The following is an 18,784-nucleotide window of genomic DNA, read 5'->3' on the forward strand; positions in this document are numbered from 1 at the left end:
CATGGCCGCTTCAAGGCACCGGAGCGGCCTGGCTGGCGCGAGCCTTTTCGAACGTCTGTCGGCACCGAGTCACTCGGTGCCGAAGGCGGATGTTGTCGAGGCCACGGTCACTTCCATCAAGCGCCACCTGGTCGAGCTTCTCAACAGTCATCCCGGACACAGCGAATGTGCACCGGGCCTGGGTCTGCTGGATCTAAACGATGCCACGCTCGGCGCGCTTGACCTTGAACTCAAGGTCGAGAGTGCCATTCGCGAGTGCATTGAGCGCTATGAACCTCGGGTTCAGCGCGTTCAAGTCGAGACCCAGCATCACCACGACAACGATCCGTTGCAGCTGCGTTTTCAGGTGCAGGCCGTGCTGGATGTCGATCACGACATGGCGGAAACCACCATCGATCTGCTGCTCAACGACAAGCGCTATCTGTGCTTGAACTGAGGCCGTTATGCTGAATCGCTACTATCGGGATGAGCTTGACTTCCTCAAGCGCCAGGGACGCGAGTTCGCCGAAGGCAACCCCGGTTTGAGCCGCTTTCTCGCCGAGCACAGCACCGATCCCGATGTCGAACGGCTGCTCGAGGGCTTTGCGTTTCTCTCGGGGCGCCTTCGCGAGAAGGTCGACGACGAGTTTCCCGAGCTGACGCATTCGCTGATCGCCATGCTGTGGCCCAACTATCTGCGGCCGGTTCCCAGTGTGACGATCACCCAGTTCACGCCGCACCTCAACAGCCTGAGCACCGGACAGGTGATAGCCAAGGGCACGACGCTGGCCAGCGCGCCAGTGGAGGACACGGTATGCCAGTTCCGTACCTGCCATGACCTGAATGTCTATCCACTGGGCCATGAAGGCGTCAAGGTACAGCATTCGCGAGAGTCATCGCAGCTCCAGTTGAATCTGTCCGTGCACAGTGACCGGCCGTTGAACGAGATCGGCATCGGGGATTTGCGCCTGTACCTGGGCAGCAGCGAGTACACGGCCCGCACTCTCTATCTGTGGCTCAACCATTACCTGTCGGGGATCGAGCTGGAGGTCGATGGACGACGTCTCGGCCTGCCTGCCAGCCTCCTGCAACCGGTGGGCATGAGCGCCAGGGATGCTTTGCTGCCCTACCCGCGCAACGCCTATCAGGGCTATCGCATCCTGCAGGAATATCTGTGCTTCCCCGAGGCCTTTCACTTTGTCGAGCTGCAGTCGCTGGGTGACTATCTGCCCCCGGGGATGGCCGAGACCATCTCGCTGCGTTTCACCTTCTCGCGCACCCTGCCGGCCGATGCCCGGGTGGTGGATGAAAGCCTGGCGCTGTTCTGCACGCCGGCCATCAACCTATTCGAGCACGATGCTGACCCGATCGATCTGACCGGCGAGCGCAGCGAGTATCGGGTACGCCCCAGCGGCCGCTACCCCTCTCACCATGAGGTCTTCAGTGTCGATGACGTGGAAGGCTGGCTGGAGAGTGAAAGCGGTCGCATTCGCGGCGCGCCACGCCGCTATGTGCCCTTCGAAAGCTTCGAACACCAGATCGAGCGGGACCGCGATCGTCAGGCGCTCTACTACCGCATTCGCGTGCGCGACAGTCTGCGGGGCGATGGCTTCGATCACGATATCGCCTTCGTGCGCGGCGATGAGCAGGCCTGCATGGGCTTTCGCGAAACCATCTCGTTGCGTCTGACCTGCAGCAACCGCGAGCTGCCGGAACGTCTAGCCATTGGAGATGTTCAGGTGCCGACCGATGAGAGTCCATCCTTCGCCGCCTTTCGCAACATCACCCGGCCCACGCCAGCCATGCGCCCGACACTGGACGGCAGCCTGCTGTGGACGTTGATCTCCAACCTGTCGTTGAACTATCTGTCACTGCTTAACCGCGACGCCCTGTGCTCCGTGCTGCGTGTCTACGATTTTCGAGCCCTGGTGGATCGGCAGGCAGAGCGCATGTCGCAGAAGCGCCTGCAGGGCATCGTCGATATCCAGACTCAGCCGGTGGACCGGCTCTACAAGGGACTGCCAGTGCGCGGACTGCGCTCGGTCATGACGCTGGACCAGGAGGCCTTCGGCGATGAAGGCGGCCTCTACCTGTTCGGCTGCATGCTGTCGCGCTTCTTCTCCCTCTACGCCAGCATCAACTCCTTTCATGAGCTGGAAGTCATCAACCAGCAGAACCGTGAGCGTTACACATGGAACTTGCAGACAGGGCAACAACCCCTGATGTGACGCTCTCCCCACTGGTCGAGGGCGCACGTCACTACAACTTTTATCGGCTGGTCGAGCTGCTTCACCAGTACCACGGCGATGACCTGGAAAGGGGCAGCGTCGTGGACACCGAACGTGTGCGCTTTCAGGCCACGGCCTCGCTGGGCTTTCCCAGCAGTGACATCCTCAACCTCGAGTCCCGGGATGCCGATACCTACAACATGCGCATCAGTTTCCTGGGACTCCAAGGCTCGCAGTCGCCCCTGCCGAGCTACTACCTGGAGTCCATGGCGCATGCGGATGCCCATCGAGAAGGCGCAGCGACAGACTTTCTCAACCTGTTCAACCATCGATATCTGACGCTGCTGTATCGCGGCTGGCGCAAGTACCGGCATTACGTTCGCTATCAGGATGGTGCCGGCGACGGACTGTCGTCCGCCGTCTTTGCACTTGCCGGCCTGGCCGATGACCGCCTGCGCGGTGAAACGCCCATCAACTGGAGCAAGATGTTGGCCTACGCCGGCCTGTTGGCCGGCCGCTCGCGATCTCCGGATGTGGTTGCCGGCATCGTCAGTCACTGCTTCGATCTGTCCGAGGTCGAGATCGAGCCCTGGGTCTATCGCCGGGTGACCATCCCCGACGACCAGCGCAGCAGTATGGGCATGCGTTGCGCCACCCTGGGGCAGGATCTGGTCTCCGGGGCGAGCGTGGCCGATATCAACGGCAAGTTCGCGCTCTGCCTGCGCGGCCTCAGTCTGGAGCGCTTCCGCGACTTCCTGCCCGACGGTCGGGATCATGCCGCCCTGGAAACCCTGGTGACCTTCGTGCTGCGTGAGCCCCTGGCCTATGACCTGGAACTGGAGCTGCTCGAAAGCGAGGTTCGCCCCATGCACCTGGGCGACAGCAAGAGCTGCCAGCTTGGCTGGACCACCTTCGTCAACCCTGACCTCAATGCCACGGCTCGGCGACGCCGGGTCCGAATCCAGATGACCCGGTGAGATTTTCATGACAGAAGCTTCCCGACATTCCGCGATCACGCTGGTGGTCACCAACAGCGAACGGCTAGAAGGCCGTTCCACCAGCAGTCATGTTTTCCCGGCCTCCGGTGGCACCCTGGGCAGCGCCCCCACGGATGACTGGCTGCTGCAGGACCATTCCGGCCGCATTCTGCCCGGCCATGCCGAGATCTGCCTGCGGGAGGGGCAGTTCTGTCTGATCGATCGCAGCGGACGCACCTTCGTCAACGACGCCTCCCTGCCCCTGGGGCAGAGCAAGTACGTGGCGCTGCGCGACGGCGACGAGCTGGTCGTCGGCGAGTATCGCATGCGCGTCCACATGGGCGACCGCCAGGCGGAGCAGGGCGGTGTGCAGTCGCTGGCCACCCTGGTCAACGATGACCAGGCCCTCCCGGAAAGTGAAGAGGCAGGCTCTTTTACCACGGTCGAGACCCAGCAACGCGACGACCCGCTCCGGGCTCTCGGCGAAACGACCGCCACGCAGCGACAGCACGACCCGCTGGATGCCCTCTCGGCACGGGACAGCGGTCAGATCGACGGCCAGGACGAGGCCGCAGACACCCTCATGACCACGGTGGACGAGGCAGACCCGGTCAGCTGGACACCTGCCCTGCCATCCCATGGACACCACAAGGAACCCAAGATGGATGAAAAGCTGCTGAATGATCTCGAGCGCTCGGTCGGCGAGCAGCTCGAGGACCGCTGGCAAGAACCCGGCCAGACCGGCATGGAGCACCTCAGTGCCTCGCCCTTGCTGCGCGCCCTGGGCGGCCAGCTCGACTTTGCCGACAGCACCGAGCAGCAGGCCTTCCTGGAAGAATCCGGCAAGACGCTGAACGCCACCATCCAGGGGCTGCTGAAGCTGCACCAGCATCATGATGATCGCCGCTATCCGCTGCGCGATCGCCATCTCCAGCCCATCGAGGACAACCCGTTGCGGCTCGGAGAGGACTATGAGCGCACCCTGCAGACCCTCTTTTCGGCCCAGCGCAGCCCGGTGCATCTATCGGCGCCGGCGGCGGTGGCCGAATGCCTGCAGCATCAGCAACAGCACATGGTGGCCATCGAAGAGGCCATCAACGAGGCACTGCAGTCGATTCTGGCCGCCTTCTCGCCGGATGCGCTGCTCAAACGCTTCATGGCCTACCGCGGCGCCGGCAGCGCCCCGGCCGACAGTGAGGGCGACTGGGCCTGGAACATGTATCGCCACTATTTCCAGGAGCTCAATTCGGGGCGTCAGCAGGGCTTCGAAAAGCTCTTCTGGGAAGTCTTCGAGCAAGCCTATGACGCCTCGCTGCGTCGTCAACAACGGGAGGCGACATGATCAAGGGTAATCTTCACCCCGGACGCAAGCCGAGGCTGGCGTGGCTGCTCATGGCGCTGATGGCCATGCTGCTGAGCGGCTGCACGACAGTCAGCAAGACCTTACAGGTATTGAGCGACCCCTCGACGCCGGTCGGCCCGCTGGAAGACCGGCCCTCGAAGGTCGATCTGAGCATGCTCGCCACCGAGAACGTCAACCCCTACCTCGGCGGCCAGGGCACGCCCCTGCGCTTCCAGATCCTGCAGCTCAAGGATGACTCGATGCTGATGGCCGCTGCTCGTCGGCAGCTCTACACCGATCTGGAAGAAGCCCTGGGCACCAATTACCTGGCGCATGACGACTTCACCCTGCTGCCGGGCCAGTTCAAGTTTTACGAGCCCTTCGAGTTGAAAGAAAACACCCGCTACATCGGCATCATCGCCTTCTATGCCGCGCCCAACCGGGCCCAGTGGAAGAAGGTCGTGCCAGTCGATGATACCGGGCGCGACTACCACCTGCTGGTGCACTTGCTGGCGCATGAAGCCAAGTTGAGAAAGGAAACCCGATGACCAGTCGTAACCGAGTCGTCTGGAGTGAAGGCCTGTTCATCAAGCCGCAACACTTCCAGCAACAGCAGAGAAGCCTGGAAGGGCTGATCGAGACTCGCCTGCGCGGCGTCGGCGGTCATCTGCATGGGTTTCTGTCGCTGGAAATCAATGCCGAGTACCTGAGCTTCGGGCGTATCTCGCTGACGCGGGCCAGTGGCGTGATGCCGGACGGTACCGCCTTTCACCTGCCCGATGATGATATCGAGCCGCCGGCACTGGAAATCACCAATGCGGCGACCGCCAACCAGATCGTCTACCTGGGGCTGCCGCTGTCCACGGATGGCGTGGCCGACGTCTCCTGGCAGGCCACCTCGCTGCCGTCGCGATATCGCGCCGAAATGCGTGGCGTGCGAGACCTGCATTCTCAGGAAGGCGACCTGGCCGACCTCCATCTGGCGCGTATCGCCCCGCGCCTGTTGCTGGAAGGCGAGGATCGCAGTGCCTATGCCTGCCTGGCGGTGGCCCGCATCGTCGAGCGGCGCCCCGATGGCAGCCTGGTGCTTGACGAGAACTTCCTGCCGACCCTGCTCAATGTCCAGGCGGCCCCGGCACTGCAACGCTTCGTCGGAGAAATGGCGGGGCTGGTCCGTGAGCGGGCGCGCAACCTGGCGCATCGCATGGCCACCCCCGACCAGAGCGGGGTCGCCGATGTCTCGGAGTTCATGCTGCTGCAGCTGCTCAACCGGGTGCACCCGCGCTTTCAGCATCTGTCGCGGCTGGGGCATCTGCATCCCGAGCGGCTCTATAACGCCATGCTCGAGGCCTGCTGCGAGATCCTCACCTTTACCGGCGAGTCGCGTCTGCCGCCCGAATTTCCGGCCTATGACCATGACCACCCGGAAACCGCCTTTCGGCCGCTGATGCAGAGCCTGCGCCAGTCGCTGTCCACGGTGCTGGAACCCAGGGCGCTGGCCATACAGCTGCAGTCGCGGCGTTTCGGTCTCAAGGTGGCCACCCTGCAGGATTCGAGCCTGCTCGACGACGCCGACTTCATCCTCGCCGTACGTGCCGACATGCCGCCGGAGCGCCTGCGCAAGCTGTTCGTGCAGCAGACCAAGGTGGCCAGCGTCGAGCGGGTGCGCGAGTTGATCAGCCTCCAGCTGCCGGGGATTCCCCTCGAGCCGCTGCCGGTGGCCCCTCGTCAGCTGCCGTTCCATGCGGGCTATACCTATTTCCGACTGGACCGCTACAGCGAGGCCTGGAACATGCTGCGCGGTGCCAGCGGCTTTGCCTTTCACGTGGCCGGGGATTTTCCCGGGCTGGAAATGCAGTTCTGGGCCATCAGGAGCTAAGCCATGTCGACGCTCGTATCATCTGACGCCACGCGCCACGAGGACACCATCAACCCCGAGGGGCTCGACTGGCTGGTGCACGGCCACGCCGGTCATCTGGATGCCGACGAAGACTACTGGTTCCGGCTGCGTGGCCACAGCATCAATCCGCTGGTCGATGCCGCCAGCCCCTTGCTGGGAATGGTGGTGCGCATCCGCCATGTCGAGCAAGTGGAAAACATCGAGCGGCTGTATCGCCAGGTCGTCGAGGAGGTGTCGTCCATCGAGGTCGAGCTCACCGAGCAGGGCTACGACCGGCCGACCCTGCTGGCCTACCGCTATGTCCTCTGCTCCTTCATCGATGAAGCCGTCATGGCCACGCCCTGGGGCAACCAGAGTGCCTGGGCCGCGCATTCATTGCTGGCGCGTTTTCACAACGAGACTTGGGGCGGCGAAAAGGTCTTCTCGATCCTCTCGCGGCTGCGCCAGGAGCCGCGGCGCTATCGCGACATGCTGGCCTTCATCTACCTCTGTCTGTGTCTGGGCTTCGAGGGGCGCTACAAGGTGCGCTCCCACGGCAAGGACGAATACGACCAGATACTGCGCGAACTCGGTGACCAACTGGCCTCGCTGGACCACCACGAGGACGACCTGCTCACTCACCCACTGGACAACGTGCAGAACACCTCCCGGCGTCAGGGAGAAAACATGCCGTTGTGGGGCATTTTCGCGATCTTCGCTGGCATGATGCTGGTGATTTACCTCGGACTCTCGATTTCGCTGGAGCACCAGGCCGACCAGGTCGGTGCGCTACTGGACCGCATTACCAACTAGGGAAGCTGGCATGCTAAGGATGGATCTGGCGGCGCTGATCGGCCGCCTCAACGGGGTTGCCCGTCAAGGACTCGAACAGGCCGCAGCACTGTGTGGCGAACAGCAGGCCGCGGAAATCAGTGCCACGCACCTGCTGCTGGCGCTGGTCGACCAGCCGCTGTGCGACGTGCGGGTCTTGCTCGAGGTGGAAGGCATCAATGTCGACGAGCTGCGTCAGGCGCTGGTCGAGGATGCCCGCCCGCCCGCCGAGCTGGAGACCGAGGTGCCGAGCTTCTCGCCGCTGCTGGTCGAGCTGCTGCAGGACGCCTGGTTGCTGGCCAGCACCGAGTTCGAGCACCGCGAGTTGCGCAGTGGCCTGATCCTCACCGCCCTGCTGCACCATGCCGAGCGCTATCTGGGTACCAGCAGCCGCGGCGTGCTGGAACGCATCAACCGTGAACGCCTGCGTCGCGATTTCACGCTGCTGACCCGCGAATCGGCCGAAGCCGTGGTCGCCACCCCCGAGTCGAATGCGCCGCGCCCGGCGAATGGCGGCGATTCCGCCCTGGCGCGCTTTGCCACCTCGCTCACCGAGCAGGCACGCAACGGCGAACTCGACCCGGTGCTGGGACGTGACCCCGAGATCGACCAGATGCTCGATATCCTCGGCCGGCGGCGCAAGAACAACCCCATCGTCCTGGGCGAGGCCGGCGTCGGCAAGAGCGCGGTCGTCGAGGGTCTAGCCCTGCGTATCGTCGCCGGCCAGGTGCCGGCCTCGCTTGCGGACGTGGAACTCATCGCCCTGGACCTGGGCGCGCTGCAGGCCGGTGCCTCGGTCAAGGGCGAGTTCGAGAAGCGCCTCAAGGGCGTCATCGAGGAAGTGCGCCAGGCGCCGCGGCCCACCCTGATGTTCATCGACGAGGCGCACACCCTGATCGGCGCCGGCAACCAGGAAGGCGGCGCCGATGCCGCCAACCTGCTCAAGCCGGCGCTGGCGCGTGGCGAGCTGCGCACCATCGCCGCGACCACCTGGCGCGAGTACAAGAAGCACTTCGAGAAGGACCCGGCGCTGTCGCGGCGCTTCCAGCCCGTCACCCTGGCCGAGCCCGATACCGAGCAGGCACTGGTCATCCTGCGCGGCCTGCGCGATGTCTACGAAACGACCCATGGCGTCCTGATCGGCGACAGCGGCCTGCGCGCCGCCGCCGAGCTCTCCGCCCGCTATCTGGCCGGCCGCCAGTTGCCCGACAAGGCCATCGACGTACTGGACACCGCCTGTACCCGACTCGCCCAGACCCTGGACGCCGAGCCACGCCGCCTCAGTCACCTGCAGAGCGAATACCAGGCGGCGCGGCGCGAGCACGACCACCTGCAGCGCGAGACGCGCCTGGGGCGTGCGGCCGACGAGCAACGCCGCAACGAGCTGATGAACCGCCTGGCCGGTCACGAGGCCGAGCTGGAGGCGCTGCAGGGCGCCTGGCAGGAACAGCGCGAATGCGTCAATGCCATGCTCGAGCTGCATCAGGCCCTGCTCGACGGCTCGCCGGATGCCGGCGATGCCCGCCCCGACGAGGATGAGCAGCGCCGCCAGGCCCTGAGCGAATACGAGGCACGCCTCGAGCAACTGCAGCGCGAGCATGCCCTGGTGCATGCCAGTGTCGAGGAAGCCCGGATCGCCGAGGTCATCGGCGACTGGACCGGAGTGCCGGTGGAGCGCATCAGCAGTGACGAACTGACGCGGCTCACCGAGCTGCCCGAGCAACTGGGCCGGGCCATCAAGGGCCAGGACGAGGCGGTCAAGCGGCTGCATCGTCACCTGCTGACCGCGCGTGCCGACCTGCGTCGCCCGGGCCTGCCTCTGGGCGCCTTCCTGCTGGTCGGCCCCAGCGGAGTGGGCAAGACCGAAACCGTGGTGCAGATCGCCGAGAGCCTCTACGGCGGGCGTCAGTTCATGACGACCATCAACATGTCCGAATATCAGGAAAAGCACACCGTCTCCCGCCTGATCGGCTCGCCCCCCGGCTATGTCGGCTTCGGCGAGGGCGGCCTGCTGACCGAGAGCATCCGTCAGCGCCCCTATTCGGTGGTACTGCTGGACGAGGTCGAGAAGGCCCACCCCGACGTGCTCAACCTCTTCTATCAGGCCTTCGACAAGGGCGAGATGGCCGACGGCGAAGGCCGGCTCATCGATTGCCGCAACGTGCTGTTCTTCCTGACCTCCAACCTGGGCTACGAGACCATCGTCCGCCATGCCGACCAGCCCGAGGCCCTGGAACCGGCGCTCTACCCGGTGCTGGCCGAGTTCTTCAAGCCGGCCCTGCTGGCGCGCATGGAAGTGGTGCCCTACTTCCCGCTGGACCGGCAGGTACTGCAGCGCATCGTCGGCGCCAAGCTCGAGACCCTGGCCGAGCGCATTCGCGACCGCCATCGCCAGGCCGAGGTGACCCTCGAGCCGGCACTGGCCGAGGCCATCTGCGAGCGCGCCAACCGCAGCGAGAACGGCGCCCGCATGCTGGACTCGGTCATCGAGGGCGAGCTGCTGCCGCCCGTTTCGCGCTCGATCCTCGAGCGCCTGTCGCGTCAGGAACCCATCTCGCGCGTGGTGCTCGGCGTCTGCGAAGACGGCTTCAAGGCAGAGGTGGCATAACCCCATGGAAGCACTGACGATCGACCCCAGCGTCACCACCCCCGACTCGGCGCCATTGGCCGGGATGGTCGGTGCCCTGACGCTGGTCGACAGTCAGTCACCCCGGCAGTTGCGCCAGCGCGCCGTAGCGCTGCTGCAGCAACGGCTGGGCATTCCCCGGGTCGGCTGCCTGGTACTGGACACCAGCGGGCGCTGGCTCTTGGATGACGATCAGGGCGTGCGGCTGGCCTGTGATGACTTCACGCACCCCTATGCCCATGCCATTCGGCGGGGTGAGCCGATGCAACTCGCGCTGGGCGAAGCGCGTTCGCGCCTCGACCACTCCGCCTTCCAGGCCCTGGTTGCCGACTGTGCACCGGACTGGATGCTCGAGGTACGCCCGTTGCGCGCCCCGGATGACGCTCGCCAATGGTTGGGCGTCATGAGCCTGGTCGGGCCACGCGACTGCCTCGCGCCGCTGACCGCCAGCACGGATTTCGAGGCCTTCGAGTCCCTGCTCTGTCAGCTCTGGGCCTGGCATTTGCGTCAGCAGGGCGAACGCCAGCGTCAGGCCAAGCTGCAGGACTCGCTGACCCGCTTCAATGCCAATGCCCGGCGTCAGATCCTGAGCGATCGCCTGGGTCAGCAGATCAAGGGCGACTCCGCCAGCATCCGGAACCTGCGGGATCAGGTCGTGCGCGCCGCCGAGACCCAGCTGGCAGTGCTGCTGCGCGGCGAAACCGGCACCGGCAAGGACCTGGTGGCGCGCGGCATACACTGGGCCTCGGCGCGCGCCGCAGAACCCTTCATGGCGCTGAACTGCGCGGCCATCCCCGAGGCACTGCTGGAGTCCGAGCTGTTCGGCTATGCCCAGGGCGCCTTCTCCGGCGCCGACCGCGCTCAGCAGGGGCTGGTCGGCCAGGCCGATGGCGGCACGCTGTTTCTCGACGAGATCGGCGACATGCCACTGTCGCTCCAGGCCAAGCTGCTGCGGGTGCTGGAGTCCGGGCGCTATCGCCCGCTGGGCGCCAGCGAGGAGTGCCGGGTCGATCTGCGACTGATCGCCGCCACCCACCAGCCGCTGCATCAGCGCATGCGCGATGGCCACTTCCGCGCCGACCTCTACTATCGCCTGAACCAGTTCCCGCTGGCGCTGCCGCCCTTGCGCGAGCGCCGTGAAGATATCGAGCCGCTGGTTCAGGCCTTCATTGCCGACTTCTGCGAGCGCGAGGACCGCGAGCTGTTGGGTATCAGCCGGGTGGCCCTGGCCGACCTGCGCGACCGCGATTACCCGGGCAACATCCGCGAACTCAAGAACCTGATCGACTACGCCTGCGCCATGACACACAGCGGCGATGATATCGACCTGATGACACTGCCCCGCAGTCCCGCCGCCAGCGATGAGGCCGACGACCCGCACGCGTCGCAGGCAGCCGGGGCGACAGGCAAGGAAGGCGCCACCGGCGATCTGCGTCAGGCACTGCGCGACTACGAGGCGACGCTGATTCAGCAGCGGCTGGACCTCTTCGAGGGCAATCGAACGCTGGCGGCCGAGAGCCTGGGGCTTCCCAAACGGACCCTGGCGCACAAGTGTCGTCAACTGCATCTGGATAACTCATGACAGCAACTCACCCCCGACACCACCGCACCTCGGGCAAGCGCCGTCCGCGCCTGGCATGGGTCACATGCTGTGTCGCGCTGGGCCTCGGCGGCGCCGCTCAGGCCAACACGCAGGGCGCCGACGCCGCGCAGCAGCGACTCGACCAGGCACGTGAGTGTGCCGCGAGCGACGTCCGCCTGGAGCGCCTGCAGTGCTATGACGCGCTCTTCCGCGAGGTCTCGACAGGCAGTGATGTGGCCTCCGGCGAGCGTTCGCGGCTGTGGCAGCGCGTGGCGCGTCTCGAGGCCAGCCGCGATGCCCAGAACATGGGGCTGATGGTCGAACAGACCGACGATAGCGTCCTGCTGAGCGTACCGGCACTGGGCGCGGTGCCGCCGCGACCGGTACTGGTGATCAGCTGTGCCGCCAAGATCACGCGGTTTCAGCTGCACCTGCCCGAGCCCAGCGATGCCAACCGGGTGGCACTGACCTTCCAGAGCGAATCGGTAAGCGTCAGCCGCGACTGGCGCGTGCTGGATGGCGGCCATGTGCTCAGTGGCGGTCGCGGGCTGCCGGCCATCGACACCCTGAAGCGTCTGCTGTCCAGCCAGCGCCTGGAGCTGGCCAGCAAGATGCCGGCCATCGATGGCCTCAGTTTCAACGTGGCGGGGCTGCGCGAGCGTATCAAGCCGCTGCGCACCATGTGCCGCTGGTGACACCAACGAACAGCGACAACTTCAGGCAAGCGACTCCTTGATGACGATATGGCGATAAGAATCACCCGCGAATCCCAGCTCGACGACATCCTCGGCCCCATCGCCGGGGGCGCCGGCCAGCCCGTGGGCAACAGCGACGACTATGACTGGCTCGATGAACAGATGATGCGCGTCGGCTCCCTGCAGCATGGCGACATGGACTGGGCCGGCGCGGAGGACCGCGCCGTGCGGCTGCTCACCGAACAGGGCAAGGACCTGCGCGTGCTGGGCCACCTGCTGCACTGTCTGCAACAGGGCGGCGACCCGGTGCGCTTCGCGCTGTCGCTGCACCTGCTGGCGGGCAGCCTCGAGCACTGGTGGGCCGAGGCCTATCCCGCCCCCGGGGCAAAAGGCAATCGCATGCGCGGCAAGCTGTTTCAGCAGTTTACCCAGCGTGGCCTCAAGCTGGCCGGTGCGCTGGACTTCGCGGCCGCCGAGGCCGAGCTGGAAGCGTGTCGCCAGGCCCTGCAGCGACTGCGCGAGCAGGCCGTTGCCCGCGAGCTGCCGGACCAGGCGCTGATCGACCTGGCGCGCCTGCTGGAGCAGACCCAGCCCGGCGCGAATGCCGCTGCCGCCTCGACAGGCCGCCACGACACCCGGCAAGCGTCAACGCCGAGCCAGACCGCCGCACCGGCGAGCGGCAACGATGCCCCCGAGCCGGCGCGCGCGCCCGAGATGCGCCTGGAGTCCGGCAACGAACGCGCCAACCGTCAGTCGCTGATCAAGATGGCCGAGTTTCTCAACGACCAGTCCCCCGGCGACCCCCTGGGCTATCGGCTGCGCCGCTATGCCATCTGGCACACCATTCAGACACTGCCGATGAGCCGTGCCGATGGCCGCACCGACCTGGCCCCGGTCTCCGCCGACCGGGTGGCCGCCTATCGCGAGGCTCTGGCAGGCCGGCCCAGCCTCGACGAATGGCGGCGCATCGAGAACAGCCTGGCGCTCAGCCCCTACTGGCTGGAAGGCCACCGCCTGAGCGCCGAGATGGCCCGGCGACTCGAGCATGAGGGTTGCGCCGAGGCCATTCGCGATGAGGTCCGCCGCTTCGTCGAACGCCTTCCCGGCCTCGACGAACTGACCTTCAGCGACGGCACGGCCTTCCTCGATGACACCACCCGGCAGTGGCTGGCCTCGGCTACAGACACCGGCCCGGCCGGCGCCAGCCTGGGGGCGGGAGGCGACCCCTGGCAAGAGGGCCTGGAAACCGCCCGCGAGTGGCTGCGAAGCGAAGGGCTGGGCGCGGCGCTGGCCGTTCTCGATGAAGGGCTGGCCGCCGCGGGCTCACCCCGCGAGCGCGTCTACTGGCGCCTGGCCAGTGCCGACCTGCTGCGCGAGGCTGGCCTCGAGGCCATGGCACGCCAGCACTATCAAGCCTTGCACGACGCCGTAAGCGGGATTTACCTCGACCACTGGGAGCCGGCCTTGCCGCAACGGCTCCAGGCGCTGAGCGAGGGCGCGTCATGAGCACAACCGAATCGACAGGGATGAGGAAAGCAGTCAAATGAAAGGACGCATAAGATCGGCGCTCAGTCGCTGGGTGCCCGGGCTCTCCACCATGCAGAGCAAGGCCAACCAGGCCCGCAGCCACGCCAATGCCGCCAAGGGCGTGCAGGGCAGCCTCAAGAATCTGGGCAAATGGCTTTGGTGGCTGCTGCTCATCGCGCTGGTCGTGGCCATCTGGTGGCTGGGGCCAAAATGGCAGGCCTTCGATACCCGCCCCCTCGAACCCTGGGTCAATCGCGCCCTGGCGACCCTGGCGTTGCTCGTCGTGGTGGCCGTGGTCTGGGGCATCCGCCTGGCGCGTCGACTCCGCGAGATCGATGAACAGGCTGAGTCGGATGCACAGCGTAACGACGATCCGGTTCTCGACCAGATCGACCGCCAGCAGGCGCGGCTCGACAGCATCCTGGCGACCCTGGTCGACCGGCTGGGCGGCGGCAGGAAGGCGCGCTACAAGCTGCCCTGGTACCTGGTCATGGGCGTCGAGAATGCCGGCAAGACCAGCCTGGTCAATCGCTCCGGCCAGAACTTCTCGCTCACCCAGCTCCTCAACGCCTCCGGGGAACACCGGCGTGAGCCGCTCGGCTTCGACTGGTGGATCGGTGACCGGGCGGTCCTCATCGACCCGGATGGCGAGCTGCTGACCCAGGGAGCCCTGCAGGAGAATGCCCCCGAGGAGGCCAAGAGCCGCCTGTGGAATCACTTTGTCGACTGGCTGGAGGAGCAGCGCCCCAGGCGGCCGTTGGATGGCGTGGTGCTGGTACTTGACCTGGCACGCCTGAGTGATGCCCGGGTGGTGGTGCGCAAGGCCTACGCCGCACTGCTGCGCGCCCGCCTCAGCGAGCTGATGGAGCGCCACGGCAGCCGCCTGCCAGTCTATGTGACCTTCAGCAAGATGGACCTGCTGCATGGCTTCGACGAGTTTTTCCGTCACTATTCGCGCACCGCCCGCAAGGCGCCGATGGGCTTCACCTTCTCCGCCGAGGCCCTGGACACCCCGGGGCAGTGGGAAGACGAGTTCGTCACGCACTACGATGCCATGCTCGAACGCCTCAACCATCAACTGCCCACCCTGCTCAACGAGTGCCGCGACCAGAACGAGCGCGAGGCGGTATTCCGCTTCGTCCGCCAGTTGGCCGGGCTGCGTGACGTCCTGCATGGCTTTTTGACCGAGGCGCTGTCCAGCGACCGCTTCTCCACCGCCGCCATGGTACGCGGGGCCTATTTCACCTCGGTGTATCAGCAGGGCGTGCCCGAAGACCCCTTCGTCGATGCCGCGGCGCGCCGCTACGGCATGGACGCCAGTGTGCTGCCCGCCCACCGCGCCGCACGCTCCGGGCAATATTTCACCGAGGAGCTTTTCGAGCGCATCATCTATCCCGAAGCCAATCTCGCCGGTGACAACGCCCGGGTGATCTGGCGGCGCGAACAGCTCAAGCGTTACAGCACCTTTGCCTGCCTGTTCGTCGGCCTGGCGATGGTCGGCGGCTGGAGCCACTTCTACCAGAAGAATCAGCAGGCCCTGGCCGCGGTGGAAGACAAGGCCCAGGCCTTCCTGATGCTCAAGCCGGATGAATGGAACATCGGCGATCCCACCGGGCGCGCCCTGCTCAAGCCGCTGAACCGTTTGATCAGCACCACAGAGGAGTTCGGTGACTACCGCTCACGGCCCTGGCTGTTCGCCGACATGGGCCTCTATCAGGGGCATGAGTTGGGGGCCGAGATCGACAATGCCTATCTCCAGCTGCTCGAGCAGAAATTCCTGCCGTCGTTGATGATCGGCATCATGGATGACATGAACGACGCCGCGGAGGGCAGCAACCGCAAGCTCTCGCTGCTGCGCATCATCCGCATGATGGCCGATGCCAGCGGTCGCCAGCCCGAGCGCGTCCACGAATTCATGGCGGCGCGTTGGCAGCGGGCCTTCCCCGGACAAGGCGATGTGCAGCGTCAACTGCTCTATCACCTCGACAATGCCATGGCCGACACCGACCTGGCCGCGCATGCCAAGGCCGGCGTGCCCGGTGCCCAGGATGCCATGGCCCCACTGCGCGGCAGCATCTCGGCGGCGCAACGCGAGCTGGCCCGCCAGCCCATGCATGAGCGCGTCTATGCTTCCCTCAAGTCCGGCAGCGACCAGCGCAGCTCGGCCATGCTCGACCTGCGCGACAGCGTCGGCCCGGCCTTCAATCTGGTCTTCATGGCGCGCAACGACGATCCGCAGAACGTGCGCATTCCCAGCCTGCTGACCCGGAGCGGCTTCGAGAACTACTTCCTCGACCAGCTCGACCAGGCCACCGAGCTGGCCCTGATCGACATGTGGGTACTCGGCAAGCGCGACGACATCGACTTCAGCAAGGCCGACCGCGAACGCCTGCAGGATGCCCTGCGCGAACTCTATGTCAGCGACTACCGCCGAACCTGGCGCGAGGCCCTGGCCGATATCCAGATGGTGCCCCTGCCCGACATCCATCAGGCCGTGGTGGTCGCCGATGGCCTGATCGGCGCCAGCCGCCCGCTGGATCGCCTGCTCGGTGCGGTTGAAGAGCAGACTGACCTCTACCCGACGCTTCCCGAGGGCGACGAGGAGGCGCGTCAGGCCCTGAAGGAATCGCCACGCTATCGGTTGGCCAGCGAGATCGAACGCGACTTCGTCGAGCTCGATGCCCTGACCCAGGCACGTGGCGACAACCCCTCCAACCTCAGCGAGATCAAGACGGCCATCGGCGAGCTGCGTGACTACCTGCGCCAGGTCGATGAGGCCAGCGACTCCGGCCGTGAAGCCTTCCTGCTGGCGCGGGACCGTATCTCCCTGGGCGGCGGTGACCCCATCACCCGTCTGCAGCACATCGCCGAGGAAACGCCGGACCCGGTTGGCCGCATGCTGACCAGCCTGGCCGACCAGAGCTGGCAGCTGCTGATGGGTTCGGCCATCCGTCACCTCGAAAAACAGTGGCGCGATGACGTGGTGACGCCCTTCCAGAGCCAACTGGCGGGCCGTTACCCACTGGCGCCGGGTTCCGAGCGCGACGTCGCCCTCAGCGACTTCGAGGACTTCTTCGCCGCCGGCGGCACCCTGGATGCCTTCTACGAGTCAAACCTCAAGCCGTTCATCAAGGAAGAAGCGCTGCGCGATTCGCGTGGCAACTCCCTGCTGCGCGAGGGCGTGATGCAGGCCTTCCAGCGCGCCGAGCGCATTCGTGACGCCTACCTGGACCGTGACGGCAGCCTGGATGTGCCCTTCTCTCTCGAGCCGCTTTCGCTGAGCTCCAACAAGCGGCGCGCGGTGATCAGTGTCGACGGCCAGCTCATCGACTATGCCCATGGCTCGCGCCACCCGGTCTCGATGATCTGGCCTAATGGCCTGCGCGAGAGCAATGAAAGCCGCATCACCCTGGTGCCCAGCGAATACAACCGTTCGCCGCGCACTCTGAGCCGCAATGGCCCCTGGGCCTGGTTCCGCCTGCTCGATCAGGCGCAGCTGGTGGGTGCCGGTCAACAAGCCCTGGAGCTCAGTTTCGATGTCGACGGTGGCAGCGTGCATTACCGACTGAGCGCCGACGGCCCGCACAACCCCTTCACCAGGCCGCTGGTGGCCGGCTTCAACCTGCCGGTGGCGCTGTATGCCGAACGCGAGGCCGACACCGACACGACGGATGATGCCCAGCGTGACGAGGGAGGTCGCGACAATGCTCAAGGCAATTAAGCACTGGGTCGACAAGGCGCGGGAGACGACCCTCGGGTCGGCGCCGACCGCGACACCCCGTGCCGAGCCGCATGCCCCGGACGCCGCCGCCACGGCGCCCACCAGGCCGCTGGCACTGCCGCTGGAGGATGCCCGCACGGACGACATCGATGGCTTTCTCGAGGCCGCCAGACGCGCCGAGCGTAGCGGGGCCTCGCCCTGGGTGCTGCGCGACGAGGCGCGCCTCGAGACCCTGCGCCGGGCTCTCGAGTTCGTCGTGCATCGCGGCCTCTGGCTGCAGCGCGATCAGCAGGGCGTGGCGCACTGGCAGGGCCGATTGCTGGCCCTGCGCCACGAGGATGGCCACGCCCTCGGCATGGCCTTCGTCTGCCGCCGCGATGACGAGGCGGCCTGGCAACTGCGCTTCTTCTACGTCGAGCCCCAGTGGCAGGAGCGCGGCCATGCCGGCCGGCTGCTCGCCACCCTGCGCAATGTGTTGCGTGGTACCCCGGTGGAAGTGCGGCTGCCGCGCCAGTGCGGCGTGGCGATACGCAGCCTCGAAAAGGCCGGTTTCGAATGTCGCTATACCGACGCTCAGGGCGTGGCCCATTACGAGGCCCCGGCCCAATGGAATGACACCAAGCGAGCGGGTCGCTCGGTTTGACACCTTAGCCCATTAGACAAGGAGGTTGAGATGGCACGCAAATTCGTACTGGTCGGCGACATCGGCACCGACCATGAAGGTTTTCCCCCGACGCCGGTCATCGAGGGAAGCCCCACGGTGATGATCGATGGCAAGCCGGTGGCGCGCCAGGGCGATGCCCTGGCACCGCACACCAAGCCGAATCATTCGTTGCACCCGCGCCAGATTGCCGAAGGCTCGGCCACGGTGATGATCGATGGCAAGCCCGCCGCCCTGACCGGCCACGAGGTGGACTGCGGCGGCGTGGTAATCGGCAGCGCCACCGGGGAGGGTAGCTGACATGGCCAAGCCCAATCGCCTGAACTTCACGCTCAGCCTGGCCGGCGGCGACAGCCTCGACCTGGCGGTGGTCGACTTCCAGCTCGACGAGGCGCTCTCCGCGCCCTTCACCCTGGAGGTCGAGGCCGTCAGCCGTCGCCCTGATCTCAAGCCCGGCGACCTGCTGGAAAGCGGCGCCACGCTCACGGTCTGGCATGATGATCAGCCGACCCGCCGCGTGCACGGCGTGGTCAGCGAGTTCGCCCGCGGGGATCGCGGCCATCGCCGCACCCATTACCACTTCACCATTCGCCCGGCGCTGTGGCGGCTTTCGCTGCGGCAGAATTCGCGCATCTTCCAGAATGTCTCGCCGCTGACGGTGATCAACACCCTGTGCGAGGAAAACGGCCTCACCGACGTGGCCTTCGCCGCCACCCGCCAGCCCGCCAAGCGCGAA

Annotated in this window: 15 protein-coding genes; all 15 read left to right on the top strand. The window is 66.0% G+C overall.

From position 1 onward, the window contains the following. The first annotated feature begins 1 nt into the window (after position 1). The gene (gene tssE, locus HHA01_RS08500; protein ID WP_141319698.1) at positions 2-436 is read left to right on the top strand and encodes a type VI secretion system baseplate subunit TssE; all 435 of its coding nucleotides are present in this window, start codon (positions 2-4) and stop codon (positions 434-436) included. 7 nt (positions 437-443) lie between these two features. Beyond that, on the top strand, positions 444-2,207 hold the full coding sequence (gene tssF / locus HHA01_RS08505; RefSeq protein WP_141319700.1) for a type VI secretion system baseplate subunit TssF: 1,764 nt from the start codon (positions 444-446) through the stop codon (positions 2,205-2,207). Continuing rightward, positions 2,171-3,184 carry a type VI secretion system baseplate subunit TssG gene (tssG, locus tag HHA01_RS08510; protein WP_141319702.1) on the top strand — a complete coding sequence of 338 codons (1,014 nt, stop codon included), beginning with the start codon at positions 2,171-2,173 and terminating at the stop codon, positions 3,182-3,184. Before tssF ends, tssG begins: the two co-directional genes overlap by 37 nt. Before the next feature lie 7 nt (positions 3,185-3,191). Next, positions 3,192-4,526, top strand: coding sequence for a type VI secretion system-associated FHA domain protein TagH (gene tagH / locus HHA01_RS08515; RefSeq protein WP_141319704.1), 1,335 nt, complete (start codon positions 3,192-3,194; stop codon positions 4,524-4,526). Then, positions 4,523-5,074, top strand: a complete 552-nt coding sequence (gene tssJ, locus HHA01_RS08520; RefSeq protein ID WP_141319706.1) for a type VI secretion system lipoprotein TssJ — start codon at positions 4,523-4,525, stop codon at positions 5,072-5,074. The genes tagH and tssJ overlap by 4 nt, the downstream gene beginning before the upstream one ends. After that, positions 5,071-6,405: a type VI secretion system baseplate subunit TssK gene (tssK, locus tag HHA01_RS08525; protein WP_141319708.1), complete on the top strand. Its 1,335-nt coding sequence runs from the start codon at positions 5,071-5,073 to the stop codon at positions 6,403-6,405. Before tssJ ends, tssK begins: the two co-directional genes overlap by 4 nt. Positions 6,406-6,408: 3 nt before the next feature. After that, positions 6,409-7,218 (top strand): type IVB secretion system protein IcmH/DotU, encoded by an 810-nt coding sequence (gene icmH / locus HHA01_RS08530; protein ID WP_141319710.1) that lies wholly within the window; start codon positions 6,409-6,411, stop codon positions 7,216-7,218. A 10-nt stretch (positions 7,219-7,228) separates the two neighbouring features. Beyond that, on the top strand, positions 7,229-9,844 hold the full coding sequence (gene tssH, locus HHA01_RS08535; protein ID WP_141319712.1) for a type VI secretion system ATPase TssH: 2,616 nt from the start codon (positions 7,229-7,231) through the stop codon (positions 9,842-9,844). Positions 9,845-9,848: 4 nt separating this feature from the next. After that, a complete protein-coding gene (locus tag HHA01_RS08540) occupies positions 9,849-11,444 on the top strand; it encodes a sigma-54 interaction domain-containing protein (RefSeq protein ID WP_141319714.1) in 1,596 nt (531 codons plus the stop codon). Next, positions 11,441-12,139, top strand: coding sequence for a type VI secretion system-associated protein VasI (gene vasI / locus HHA01_RS08545; protein ID WP_141319716.1), 699 nt, complete (start codon positions 11,441-11,443; stop codon positions 12,137-12,139). The genes HHA01_RS08540 and vasI overlap by 4 nt, the downstream gene beginning before the upstream one ends. 48 nt (positions 12,140-12,187) lie before the next feature. Next, entirely contained in the window at positions 12,188-13,645 is a 1,458-nt protein-coding gene (gene tssA / locus HHA01_RS08550; RefSeq protein ID WP_141319718.1) for a type VI secretion system protein TssA, read from the top strand. Positions 13,646-13,682: 37 nt separating this feature from the next. Continuing rightward, the gene (tssM, locus tag HHA01_RS08555; RefSeq protein ID WP_141319720.1) at positions 13,683-17,387 is read left to right on the top strand and encodes a type VI secretion system membrane subunit TssM; all 3,705 of its coding nucleotides are present in this window, start codon (positions 13,683-13,685) and stop codon (positions 17,385-17,387) included. Next, positions 17,371-18,030 (top strand): GNAT family N-acetyltransferase, encoded by a 660-nt coding sequence (locus tag HHA01_RS08560; RefSeq protein ID WP_141319722.1) that lies wholly within the window; start codon positions 17,371-17,373, stop codon positions 18,028-18,030. The genes tssM and HHA01_RS08560 overlap by 17 nt, the downstream gene beginning before the upstream one ends. Before the next feature lie 30 nt (positions 18,031-18,060). Continuing rightward, the gene (locus tag HHA01_RS08565) at positions 18,061-18,348 is read left to right on the top strand and encodes a type VI secretion system PAAR protein (RefSeq protein WP_141319724.1); all 288 of its coding nucleotides are present in this window, start codon (positions 18,061-18,063) and stop codon (positions 18,346-18,348) included. 1 nt (position 18,349) lies between these two features. Further along, on the top strand, positions 18,350-18,784 hold a 435-nt coding region (locus HHA01_RS08570; protein ID WP_281285684.1), incomplete at its 3' end, for a contractile injection system protein, VgrG/Pvc8 family.

This window comes from Halomonas halmophila (assembly GCF_006540005.1).
Lineage (GTDB): Bacteria > Pseudomonadota > Gammaproteobacteria > Pseudomonadales > Halomonadaceae > Halomonas > Halomonas halmophila.